Here is an 11,532-nt window from a genome sequence, read left to right on the forward strand (position 1 = left end):
TCATATCCCCGGCTCCTGATTCCGGCGTGAACCTATCCACAACCTAGCCTGGTTAACAACTGGGGTTGGTTGTGTATCTTTCCCCAGTTTCACCGTTGTGAACAGCTTTGCCCACACCACCTGTGGACAACTTGTGGACAACCCCGCCCATAAGGTCACTTTCAACCGTATTTCCCCAGTTCACACGGCATGTCGACGCTGTGGATAAGTTTCACCGAGCGGTGGATAACTGCTCTCACCTGCACGTTTCCAAAGTTCCGCCACAGCTCCGGCCGCTCTGCCTGTGGTTATACGGCGGGAGAAGGGGAAGTAAACTATCCACAATTGAGTCATGTTATCCACAGGCGGTGAATGGAGTGGGTGGAGATAGTTTTCGGCCCCACTCCTGCTGTGTGGAGTGGGGCCGAAAAATGCTGTTGTCGTTGGGTGCTTCGCAAATTCTTTGCAGGCACCGCCGTCGCGTGCGCGTTGTCTTACGCTGCGACGACCTCAAACTTCACGCGGGATACGGTATCGCCGTGGAGCTTTGCTTCTACCTGGTACTTGCCGGTGGTCTTGACCAGGTTCTTCGGGAGAACAATGGCACGCTTGTCCAGGTTAGGGCCGCCGGCCGCCTTCACGGCTGCGACGATGTCCTCAGCCTTGACGGAACCGAACAGCTTACCGCTCTCAGAGGTGCGCACTGCGACGGAGACACCCTCGAGTGCCTCGAGCTGCGCCTTGATTTCGTGAGCATGGTCGAGGTCGCGGATTGCGCGAGCCTCCTGGGCACGCTTGATGCCCTCGATCTGCTTCTCAGCACCGGGGGTGGCAGGAATTGCCAGGCCACGGGGGAGCAGCAGGTTACGTCCGTAGCCGTTTTTGACCTCGACGATGTCGCCAGCGACACCGAGGTTCTCAACGGCGGCGGTGAGGATCAGCTTCATGATCCCTGCCTTTCGTGGTATTAGGTTTGTGAGTTGTGAAGGAAGAGGAAAAGTTTAGAACGGAGGCTCATCGTCCGCACCGCCGAAACCGCCGGAGCCGGCCGGTGGTGCGGAGTTCCAGGGGTCATTGCTTGGAGCAGGGGATTGATTCCCTCCGCCGAAGCCACCCTGGTTGGAGTTGTTGCCCTGGGGGTTCTGGTTTCCACCGAAACCACCCTGGTTACCCTGGGGCTGGTTGTAGGAAGGGTTGTTCTGTCCACCCGCGAACCCGCCCTGGGCGCTGTTGCCGCCGGGGTTGCCCCCGCCGAAGTTACCGCCGCTTTCTCCGCGCGGAGTGCGGCTGACCTGTGCGGTGGCGAATGCCAGGGAGGGGCCGACCTCGTCGACCTCGACCTCGAAGACGGTCCGCTTCTCACCTTCACGGGTTTCATAGGAACGCTGACGCAGTCGGCCCTGCACAATCACGCGCATGCCCTTGGTCAGTGATTCCGCGACGTTTTCAGCCGCCTGTCGCCAGACGTTGCAGGCAAGGAACAGAGCTTCGCCGTCAACCCACTGATTCGTCTGTGGATCTCGACGCCTCGGGGTTGAGGCAATACGGAAGTTGGCCACCGCCGCACCCGAGGGGGTGAAGCGAAGTTCCGGGTCGGCGACAAGGTTGCCGACCACGGTGATATTGGTATCTCCGATTGCCATGTTCTCCAACTACCTCTCGTAAGCCTGAGTTTCGTTCTTTTACTTATCGATTCGCAGAACCTTGGTGCGCAGGACACCATCGTTGAGGTTCAGAACACGATCGAGCTCGAGCACGGTCGCGGACTCGCACTTGAGATCGACGACGGCGTAGATGCCCTCTTCCTTCTTGTTGATCTGGTAGGCCAGACGGCGCTTGCCCCAGACATCAACCTTCACGACATCGCCCTTGTCCTTGCGGACAACCTCGAGGAATTTATCCAGGGACGGGGCTACGGTGCGCTCATCCTGAGAAGGATCGAGAATGATCATGAGTTCGTATTGACGCACGGACCTCATCACCTCCTATGGTCTAGTATTTTGTGTTTCGGCCACATCGGTCGACGTGGCAGGAGGGTCGTTGCGTCAGCAACCTATTCAAGGTACCCCAACGTCGGACAAAAGTCGATTTCACCAACCGGTGAGCGACCTAGGAATTGTCCGCCACCTCGGCGGATTCCTCCATCCGTTCCGTCACACTGTGACCGGGTGCCGATTGTCCGCTATCTGAAACCGAAGCCAGTGAGAGCGCGGAAACCGCGAGAAGTCCCGCAATCGAAGTCCGTGTCTTCATGTGTGGATCTACCCTTTCGCCAGGCGGGTGCTACTCACTGTGTCCAACGGATACCACCCCCCGGAAGTTCCCGCATCCACCTCGGCCGCGCGCTAATTGATCAGCGTTCCCCACCCCACGGCGATAACCACGGGAATCACCGTGATCAGGACGATCGCGACCGAGAACAGCGTCCAGATCTGAGCCTGCGGCTTCTTGTACATGAAGCTCGCGAAGGCCCCGCCGAAGAACAGGAAGCCGATGAACACGCTCGACATGGTGATGATCATGACCGTGGTGCTCATCGGGTGCCTCCCGTCCCCGCAGGGGTGTGGACACCCGTGGTGCGGGCGTCGACAAGCCGTCGTCGGTCCTGCTCACCGAACACGCCAGAGAGGGGGTCGGTGCCCCCGTGGGCATCCCTGACCCGGTCGGGGCAGCGCCCGAGCATCTGCCGCACCACCAGCACGACCAGGGTGATAATCAGTGCGTCGCGGGCGAGGATGGCGATGTCGAGCACACCGTGGGGGATGCCCATGTTGTCCGCCCCCAGCATGTGCCACATCAGGATCGGCCACACCATCGCGTCCACAGTCATCCAGGTCAGGAGCAGCCTCCACCTGGGTATCGCCAGCACGGCCAGCGGCACCAGCCACAGCGAGTACTGCGGGCTCCACACCTTGTTCAGCAGAATGAAGGACGCGACGATGAGGAAGGCGAGCTCGGCGACCCGGGGACGGCGGCGCACCATCAGGCCGAAAACACCGATCGCGATGCAGGCCCCGAGAAACAGCAGGAAACTGACCGTGTTCAGAGCCTCCACGTTATTCAGGGACAAGGGGATGTTGCGGTCGAGAACCTGGTAGACGGTGGTCCATTCCGCACCCCGGGTGCTGTTGAGGCGAATGAACTCGTACCAGGCATCGGGGTAGGCGATCATCACGGGCAGGTTGACCACTAGCCAGGAAACCGCCGTTCCCCCGACCATGACCAGGAAGGACCTCATCTTCCCGCTCCGGATCGCCAGGACAAGGAATGCGCCCAGGAGATAGAGTGGCCAGAGCTTGAAGGATGTTCCCAGGCCGATGAGCACTCCCGCCCACAGCGGCGAGCCCCTTTTCACCGCGAGGAGCGAACCCACCGCAGCAGCGATCGCCGGGGTGTCCCAGTTGGTGAAGGCATGCACGGCAACCAGGGGGGAGGCCGCGACCAGGACCGTATCCCAGATGCGGTTCCCCGCGAGTTCGGCGACCATGCGAACGACGAGCACCCAGAAGAAGCCCAGGCCGAGAGCGGAAATGATGAAGTACAGGCCCACCTCGGGGATCGAGTGGAAGGGGATGGCCTCCACAACCGGGTAGGTGAAGCGGGTGAGGATCCCCGCGATCCACTGGTACAGACCCCCGAGCACCGGGTACTCCATGTACCTGGTCAGATCGCCCTCCACCCAGGAGTAGGCGTAGGGGAACCCCGGCTGGTCGAGTCCACGTCCACCGTAGAGCGGGACGAGATCGTTGTAGCAGGCGGAGACGTACTGCCGGTTTCCGGACCAGTCCAGGGTGATGGAACCGTCCTCGGCGCGGACACCCTGGATGCAATTGGCCTTGGTCAGGAAACCGATGGCGAGGAACACCAGCGAGGTGAGCACGAGGACGCGCAGGGGAGTCCAGAACTTCTGGGTGCCCACCCGCGCATAGCGGCCGAGTCTGCCGCCAATGGCGTTGATGAATCCCCTGGCGATGGGTTCCGTGGCCGCGGGGGACACCCGCGAAACCGCAACATTGCTCTCCGTCGACATTCGGCTCCTGCCGGTAGTTGGTGCCTGCTCAAGACCTGTGTCGGGTTCTATCCGTTCCCGAACAGATCACCGGGGATCACTATCCCCGGGGCGATCTCGATGTCCTCGACCGGACCCGCGGGAGCCGGGACGGGTTCCTCCACCGGCGGGACCGCACCGCCCTCCGTTCCACCGGCGGGCGTTTCCGGAACCACGTTCTGTGGCTCCTCGGGCGCGACAGTCGAGCTCTGCGGGGCGACCGGGTTCTGCGGTGTCCACACCTGCGACTGTGCCGGGGGGTTGCCGTAGTTGATGTATCCGGCGGTGGGGAATTCCTCGATGGCATCATTTTCCAGTGCGGTGTCCATCGTCTGCTTCCAGATCGACGCGGGCACATTGGATCCGTACATGTTCCCGCCCCACTGGGTGAGCAGCGGGGAGTTGTCCTCGGTGCCGACCCAGACGGCGGTTGCCAGCTGCGGCGTCGCACCGATCATCCATGCGTCCTTGTTGTTGCCGGTGTCCCCGAGCTGCGTGGTGCCCGTCTTCGCAGCGGAGGGCCGCCCACCGGCGAGGTTGTTGCCGTTGGAGTAGGCGGCGATGGGCGCCATCGCATCCAGCAGATTCTCGGTGACCTTGGCCGATGCACGACGTTCGCCCTCGCTCGGTTCCTTTTCATAGAGGACCTCACCGGAGATGGTCTCCACCCGCTGCACGAAGTGCGTTTCGTGCCAGACACCCTCATCGGCGACGGTGGCCAGCGCGGTTGCCATATCGATCACGCGGGACTCGTACTGTCCCAGGATGATCCCGTCGTAGGGCGTGGCCCCGTTCTCGGTGAGCGTGGCCGGGATTCCGGGGAGGGAGCGGGGGATACCCAGGGCGTGCGCCATGTCCGCGGTGTCCTGCGGTCCGTTCTCCAGATCCTGCTGCAGACGGATGAAGCTGGTGTTGTGGGAGTACTTCAGGGCATCGGCAATGGAACACGCACCGCAGTTGAACCCCGGAACATTGTTGATCACCATGTTTCCGACGGTCACCGGCGCCGCGCTGTAGACCTGGGACAGGGGGATACCCTGCTGCAGCGCCGCCGCCAGGCCGAAGATCTTGAATGTTGAACCCGTCTGCAGGGGAGCGTTCGCGAAATCCCATCCCGCCGCGTCCTCGCCGCCGTAGTAGGCGCGCACCGCTCCGGTACCCGGATCCACCGAGACCAGTGCAGCCCGGACATTGTCGGCCTGATTGGCCAGCTGGTCGCGCACCGCATCGACCGCACCCTGCTGGGCCACCGGATCAATGGTGGTGGTGATCTGCAGACCCCGGGTCTCCACATCCTCGCTGGTGATTCCGACATCGGAGAGCTCGGCCATAACATGATTCTTGATCAGTCCGTTGGTACCCGATGCCTCCGTGTAGGCGCGATTGTTCGCAGGGTCAACGGTGTCGGGGTAGGTGGCCTGCGCGCGCTCGGCCTCGGTGATGGCACCGATGTCAACCATGCCGTCGAGCACATAGGCCCACCGACTCTTCGCCTCCTCGGGGTTCGTCCACGGATCTAGCTCACTGGGACGCTGGATGCTGGCCGCGAGAACGGCACCCTCCGCCGGCCCCAGCTCCTCGACCGGTTTGCCGAAATAGGCCTGTGAGGCGGCCTGTACACCATAGGCGTTCCTGCCGAAGTACACCGTATTGAGGTAAGCCTCGAGCACCTCGTCCTTGGACCACTCATTGGCCATCTTCGCGGAGTAGACGAACTCCTTCGCCTTTCGCATGATGGAACGCTCATCGCCCACCACGGCCTTCTTCACGTACTGCTGGGTGATCGTCGAGCCACCTCCCGCGGAGGCATCACCGGTAATCACTCCGAGCGCCGCGCGAGCGTAGCCGGTGATCGAGAAGCCGGGATTTGTGTAGAACTCGCGGTCCTCGGCCGCCAGGACGGCGTTGCTCACCGCATCGGGGACCTTGTCCAGGCTCACCATCTGCCGGTTTCCCTCCGGGGGAACCACCCTGGCCAGCTCGGTCTCGCCGTCCGCGGCGTAGATCTGCGAGACCTGGGGCGAGACGAGTTCCTCCGGTTCGGGGACATCCACGACGATGTAGGCGGTCATAAAGACCAGTGCGGGAATGGCGATCACCGCAACGATCGCCGCGATGATACTGTTGCGCACTGTTTTCTTCTTCGACGCCTGCTTCCGTGCAGGTTTGGAGGAAGTGTTCTTTTTGTTCGTCACCTGTTGTGTCCGTTCAAGCAGATTTGGAGGTTTATCTGAAGTACTAAAAGTAGAGGATACTGTTATTTAGGCATCTCTTCGGAATCTGAGAGTCAACTGGATACCGCGGTGACAGCCTTGAGTAGATGATTCCACCGGCAATCCGGACAAACCTCGACGGTATGCACGGTGCACTCGCGATGGCCGGACACCAGCTTCGCGATCTCCTCCTCGCTCCGGGCCGACCCGGAGGCTCTGCCGATGTCCTCGCCATAAACCCACAGCACGGTACGCAGATCGGTGCCACCGCAGACCGGACAGGGGTGGTCCGAGGGTTGACCGTGATAGCGCCCCGCCGTGACCAGAAGGAAATCGGCATCGCAGATGGCGTCGCGTGACATCAGGCCCTCATGGAAGAGTTGGAGCACATGGCGACGGGTCAACTGGTGACTGATCTCATTTCGGTATTCCACCACACACCACAGTGTAGACCCGCCGCGCCAGCCTCTCCGACCCCTTCATTTTGTGCTTCACCCACAAGGGGTCGGCGTCAGAGAACGGCCAGCAGTTGGGCATGTGCGACCCGTTTTCACTGGTCCGTGCCCTTTCTCGGGAGGCGGATGGGAGAGATCCCAAACCGCAGTTTGTTTTCTTGGCGGAAAATGTTTCCAACAGTGGCTAGAATCAGCCCCATGACCGATGTAACCCCTGAGGATCTTGCCGCTGAGGTCCGCCCGGCGCTGACCAAGCTCTACGTCCTCTATTCTCGTCGTTCCGCGACGTCGGATCTTTCAGGTCCGCAACTGACCATTCTCAGCAGGCTGGCGGAGAACGGCCCCTCGAGAATCAGCCGGATCGCGGAGCTGGAGGACATCCGCATGCCCACCGCCTCCAATGCCCTGCACCAGCTCGAGCAGCTCCGGTTGGTCGAACGCATCCGGGACACCACGGATCGACGCGGTGTCCAGGTCGAGCTCACCGAACATGGCCGCAGGGAACTGGACCGCGTCAACACCGAAAGGGACGCCGAGTTCGCACGACTCCTTGCCACGCTGCCCCCGGAGCAGCTCGGCGAGCTGGAAAAGATGGTGGACATCATCAATGGTTTGGCCGAAGTGTACGGTAACTGGAAGGAACCGAATCCGGATTCCTGATCAATGCACGCCTCTCAATTCGGAATTAGATGAACTCTCCCCTCCGTGTTCTCGTTTCTTGCCGTCCCGAAGACACCACGTCCGGCGGCAAGGCCGCAGCCAATGAAGAAGTATTCGAATTCGCTGCCTGGTTAGCCCGCAGCACCGATATCAGGGTCCGTGGCATCACAACTTTCGTGCGCCCGTGGCCCTCCTCATCGATCTCAAAGCTCGGGGGGAAATACCACAAGTGGTTCAAGAATCTGGATGAGACCTACGCCGAGCGCATGATCAAGGGTCTGCGCCGGGCCGGTGTGGGCAAATCCCACTGGGACGACACCGTCTCCACCTTCGCCGACGGTCCCTCGGAGTCCGTGCTGCTCACCCAGGCCGCCCATGAGTTCAACGCGGATCTGATCCTGATCGGTTCCGACGCCACGGCGCCCAAGGGCCAGTTCCTCGCGGGATCCACGGCCGATGCGCTGCTCCATTCCTCGCCGGTGCCCCTCGGACTTGTCCCCAGAGGTGCAAAGCTCTCCAAGAAGGGAGTAACCCGCGTTAACTACGCCTACACCAGCGAATCGGGCAGCGGGCATGAACAGGGTCTGGCGTATGCCGCAGAGATGGCGAGCATCTGGGGGATTCCCCTGCGCATCCTTTCCTTCAGCTCGACCGGAATCACCAGCTCCCCCGGGAATGGGAAGCTCGATCTGACCTCGGAGCTGTCCTCGGAATGGCGCGAGCACTCCCTGGCGATGCTTGATCGCGCGCGCGACTACGCCCAGGAACTGCACCCCGACCTCTCCGTGAGCAGTGAGGTCGGCTCGGGGTGGGGCTGGGTGGGTGCCATCGATGCGCTCAAATGGAAAAAGGGTGATCTGCTCTGTCTCGGATCCCAGCCGATGGACGCACTGTCCCGGGTCTTTGTCGGTTCCGAAACGATGGAGATCATCCGAAACTCACCCGTTCCGACCATCATCTACCCTGGTCGGTAGAGCAGTGATGGCTTCGCCGCCCGCCACCGACTAACGTCATAGTCCATGGAGTTAGGAGATTGTGGTGAATAAGAAGGATAACCGGCTCAATCCGGATCATCCCGAAAATGATCTGAGCCAGGAAGCCGATTACTCCAACCGTCGTCCTCCCGCCGCCGACAGCTTCGATGATCTAGCGGATCAACCCGATCCACTCGAGCTGCAACGGAAGAACACCCAGTCCACCAGGCAGGCCCTGATCTACATGGTGGCCGTCCCCGTGGTGACCTTCGTCTCCGCCTATCTGCTCGCATGGGTCGCCCGTGCGCAGGGCGGGCCGTTCTGTGACGCAGGCGAGGCGGTGTGGCTGTGTTCCCGTGCGGCTGAGCTGTGGTGGCCGATCAGCACCAGCACCATCGCCTTCGGCGGAATGCTCGGCTGCGCCTGGATCCTCTATGACAAGTACCGGCGCTACCTGCGGTGGCGTGCATGGATGGGCGTGTTGTGGATGCTGATCCCCTTCAGCATGCTGTGGGCCACCTCGGTGCTCACGGTGGCCATTCTCGGCCATTAGTCACGGAGTGGGGCGGGGTTCAGCTGCGCCCGCCACCCGATCCGAGCACGACCTCGAACTCAAGAAGACTCGAGCCGCTGGCCACGGGCCTGGCATCGGAGCCATGGGCACCGTGCGCACCCTGCCCACCGCCCTTCTCGGCCTCACGCCACGCCTCATAGGAGGCCTCATCGCGCCACTGGGTGACCACGAAATAGCGATCCTCGCCGGCGACGGGGCGGAGGAGCTGGAACCCCTCGAATCCGGGGGCGGAGTCGACCGCGTGCTGGCGCGCAGCGAAGCGTTTCTCCAGTTCGGGCCCCGCTGCGGCGGGGACGGACAGGGCGTTGATCTTGACGATGCTCATGAGGGGCAGCGTACCCTCATTTCTTTTCCGGGGTAGCCAGGGGATCGATCCCCCGCGCGGAGAAATCGGCCGCGATGGCCGCGCACCCGTCACGCCCGCAGTGTCTGGTCTCCACGTCGGTGAAGCAGTCCGGACACATGAGGACAAGATCCCGGCATTCATCCTCGTTGAGGCAGTGCTCGAACTTGTTGGTCGGCGTACCGCAGTGGATGCAGTGTCCCAGGCGTTTGTAGTCCTCGCCGAACTCCATGTGCATCCGCTTGTCGAAGACATAGAGTGACCCCTCCCAGAGTCCTTGGTTGCCGAACTCCTCACCGTAGCGGACGATTCCACCGTCGATCTGGTAGACCTCCCTGAAGCCACGGTTGATCATCAGGGAACTCAGGATCTCGCACCTTACACCCCCGGTGCAGTAGGTGACCACCGGTTTGTCCTTGAGGTCGTCATACTTTCCCGACTCTATCTCTGCAATGAAATCGTGGGTCGTCCCGACATCGGGAACGATGGCATCCCTGAACCTGCCGATCTGTGCCTCCATGGCGTTGCGCCCGTCGAAGAAGACGACATCATCGCGCTCCTCAACCAGTTTGTTCACTTCCCCGGGTGCCAGGTGCACGCCACCACCGATGACCCCGTTCTCATCGACCCTGACCTCGTCCGGGGCACCGAAGGCGACGATCTCATCGCGGACCTTCACCGACAGCTTGGGAAAGTCATCGGCTCCGCCCTCGGACCACTTGAACTGCATACGGCGAAAGGCGGGATACTCGCGGGTTTTCCGGATGTAGCGCTTGCACGCATCGATGCTTCCGCCGACCGTCCCGTTGATGCCGTGGTGGGAAACCAGAATGCGGCCCCTGAGGTTGAGGGATTCGCAGAGGTCACGCTGCCAGAGTTGGACGGCCTTCGGATCGGAGAGGGGAGTGAGCGCATAGTAGAGGAGTATTTTGCCGATAGCCACGGCTTAGCAGTCTAATCAGCGGCGGTGCCCACGCGAAAAACACCCTTCGCAACTCGCTGCGCCGCTTGTCGACGCCCCGGTGGCCGCGCATCACGACGCACCCGCCGGGGGCGGTGCCGCCGGCTGCCCCCTGTTCAGGGGTGGCACTTGATCGGTCATGATGCCCGGGGGCATTCAATCGGCACCCCGGTCTCCGTAACGTTGCGGTGAGTGCCGTTTCCCGGGCCCTGAACAAGGAGAAAAACCCACCATGAGTTCAACCACCATCCGAGTCGCCATCGCCGGCGTCGGCAACTGCGCAACCTCCCTGATCCAGGGGGTGGAGTACTACCGCGAGGCCCCCGCACAGGAGCAGGTTCCCGGGCTGATGCACGTGCAGTTCGGCGAGTACCACGTAGGTGACCTGGAGTTCGTCGCGGCCTTTGACGTGGACGACGCCAAGGTCGGCAGGGACCTCGCCGACGCCACCGAGGCCTCGATGAACTGCACCATCAAGATCGCCGACGTGCCCACCACCGGGATCACGGTGCAGCGCGGCCCGACCCTCGACGGTCTGGGCGAGCACTACCGTCAGGTGATCACGGAGTCGCCGGAAGCGCCCGTGGATGTGGCGGAAACCCTGCGCGAGGCCGAGGTCGACGTCCTCGTCTCCTATCTGCCCGTGGGTTCGGAGGAGGCGGACAAGTTCTACGCGCAGGCCGCTCTGGACGCCGGCTGCGCCTTCGTCAACGCACTGCCGGTGTTCATCGCCTCCGACCCGGAGTGGGCGCAGAAGTTCACGGACGCGGGCCTGCCCATCATCGGCGACGACATCAAATCACAGGTGGGCGCCACGATCACCCACCGCGTACTGGCGCGTCTGTTCGAGGAGCGGGGAGTGCGGCTGGACCGCACCATGCAGCTAAACGTGGGCGGCAACATGGACTTCAAGAACATGCTCGACCGCAACCGCCTCGAATCCAAGAAGATCTCCAAGACGCAGGCGGTCACCTCCAACCTCAGCGAGGGGCCGCTGGCGGGCAAGGTCTCCGACCGCAACGTCCACATCGGCCCGTCCGACTATGTGGAGTGGCTCGATGATCGCAAATGGGCGTATGTGCGCCTGGAGGGCACGGCCTTCGGCGGCGTGCCCCTGAACCTCGAGTACAAGCTGGAGGTCTGGGATTCACCGAACTCAGCGGGCATCATCATCGATGCCATTCGTGCGGCCCGGATCGCCCTCGACCGTGGCATCGGCGGGCCCGTGCTCCCCGCCAGCTCCTACCTGATGAAGTCTCCGCCCGAACAGCTGCCCGACGATCAGGCCCGGGCAAGGCTCGAGACCTTCATCTGGGGATGAGTAT

The 11,532-nt window shown here is 62.2% G+C and carries 13 protein-coding genes; 4 read left to right on the forward strand and 9 right to left on the reverse strand.

All coding sequences use genetic code 11. The annotated features are described in order from the left end of the window. Positions 1-473: 473 nt before the first annotated feature. The 7 genes from rplI to B7E02_RS01095 all read right to left on the reverse strand — a co-directional run bounded on the left by rplI (position 474) and on the right by B7E02_RS01095 (position 6,677). Positions 474-926 carry a 50S ribosomal protein L9 gene (rplI, locus tag B7E02_RS01065; protein ID WP_080792005.1) on the reverse strand — a complete coding sequence of 151 codons (453 nt, stop codon included), beginning with the start codon at positions 924-926 and terminating at the stop codon, positions 474-476. A gap of 54 nt (positions 927-980) precedes the next feature. After that, positions 981-1,622, reverse strand: coding sequence for a single-stranded DNA-binding protein (locus B7E02_RS01070; protein ID WP_080792008.1), 642 nt, complete (start codon positions 1,620-1,622; stop codon positions 981-983). A gap of 39 nt (positions 1,623-1,661) precedes the next feature. After that, positions 1,662-1,949: a 30S ribosomal protein S6 gene (gene rpsF, locus B7E02_RS01075; protein ID WP_143336588.1), complete on the reverse strand. Its 288-nt coding sequence runs from the start codon at positions 1,947-1,949 to the stop codon at positions 1,662-1,664. Between the two features lie 375 nt (positions 1,950-2,324). Then, a complete protein-coding gene (locus B7E02_RS01080) occupies positions 2,325-2,516 on the reverse strand; it encodes a hypothetical protein (protein ID WP_080792016.1) in 192 nt (63 codons plus the stop codon). Then, positions 2,513-4,009, reverse strand: a complete 1,497-nt coding sequence (locus tag B7E02_RS01085) for a glycosyltransferase family 87 protein (RefSeq protein WP_080792019.1) — start codon at positions 4,007-4,009, stop codon at positions 2,513-2,515. The genes B7E02_RS01080 and B7E02_RS01085 overlap by 4 nt, the downstream gene beginning before the upstream one ends. Positions 4,010-4,056: 47 nt before the next feature. Then, positions 4,057-6,222: a transglycosylase domain-containing protein gene (locus tag B7E02_RS01090; protein ID WP_080792020.1), complete on the reverse strand. Its 2,166-nt coding sequence runs from the start codon at positions 6,220-6,222 to the stop codon at positions 4,057-4,059. A 92-nt stretch (positions 6,223-6,314) separates the two neighbouring features. Then, entirely contained in the window at positions 6,315-6,677 is a 363-nt protein-coding gene (locus B7E02_RS01095) for a DUF5318 family protein (RefSeq protein WP_080792023.1), read from the reverse strand. 216 nt (positions 6,678-6,893) lie between these two features. Here B7E02_RS01095 and B7E02_RS01100 point away from each other — a divergent pair, with 216 nt between their 5' ends. The 3 genes from B7E02_RS01100 (at position 6,894) to B7E02_RS01110 (ending at position 8,882) form a co-directional block, all read left to right on the forward strand. Continuing rightward, positions 6,894-7,355, forward strand: coding sequence for a MarR family winged helix-turn-helix transcriptional regulator (locus B7E02_RS01100; protein ID WP_080792026.1), 462 nt, complete (start codon positions 6,894-6,896; stop codon positions 7,353-7,355). 29 nt (positions 7,356-7,384) lie between these two features. Further along, the gene (locus tag B7E02_RS01105) at positions 7,385-8,329 is read left to right on the forward strand and encodes a universal stress protein (protein WP_080792029.1); all 945 of its coding nucleotides are present in this window, start codon (positions 7,385-7,387) and stop codon (positions 8,327-8,329) included. Positions 8,330-8,390: 61 nt separating this feature from the next. After that, positions 8,391-8,882 (forward strand): hypothetical protein, encoded by a 492-nt coding sequence (locus B7E02_RS01110; RefSeq protein WP_143336589.1) that lies wholly within the window; start codon positions 8,391-8,393, stop codon positions 8,880-8,882. Between the two features lie 19 nt (positions 8,883-8,901). On the opposite strand, the gene B7E02_RS01115 is transcribed toward B7E02_RS01110, so the two are convergent. After that, positions 8,902-9,228 carry an antibiotic biosynthesis monooxygenase family protein gene (locus tag B7E02_RS01115; RefSeq protein WP_080792032.1) on the reverse strand — a complete coding sequence of 109 codons (327 nt, stop codon included), beginning with the start codon at positions 9,226-9,228 and terminating at the stop codon, positions 8,902-8,904. 16 nt (positions 9,229-9,244) lie between these two features. Beyond that, positions 9,245-10,189: an oxygen-dependent tRNA uridine(34) hydroxylase TrhO gene (gene trhO, locus B7E02_RS01120; protein WP_080792036.1), complete on the reverse strand. Its 945-nt coding sequence runs from the start codon at positions 10,187-10,189 to the stop codon at positions 9,245-9,247. 250 nt (positions 10,190-10,439) lie between these two features. Between trhO and B7E02_RS01125 the strand changes: the two genes are divergently transcribed. Beyond that, positions 10,440-11,528, forward strand: a complete 1,089-nt coding sequence (locus tag B7E02_RS01125) for an inositol-3-phosphate synthase (protein WP_080792039.1) — start codon at positions 10,440-10,442, stop codon at positions 11,526-11,528. Positions 11,529-11,532 lie beyond the last annotated feature (4 nt).

The sequence above is a fragment of the Corynebacterium pacaense genome (genome assembly GCF_900169525.1).
GTDB lineage: Bacteria > Actinomycetota > Actinomycetes > Mycobacteriales > Mycobacteriaceae > Corynebacterium > Corynebacterium pacaense.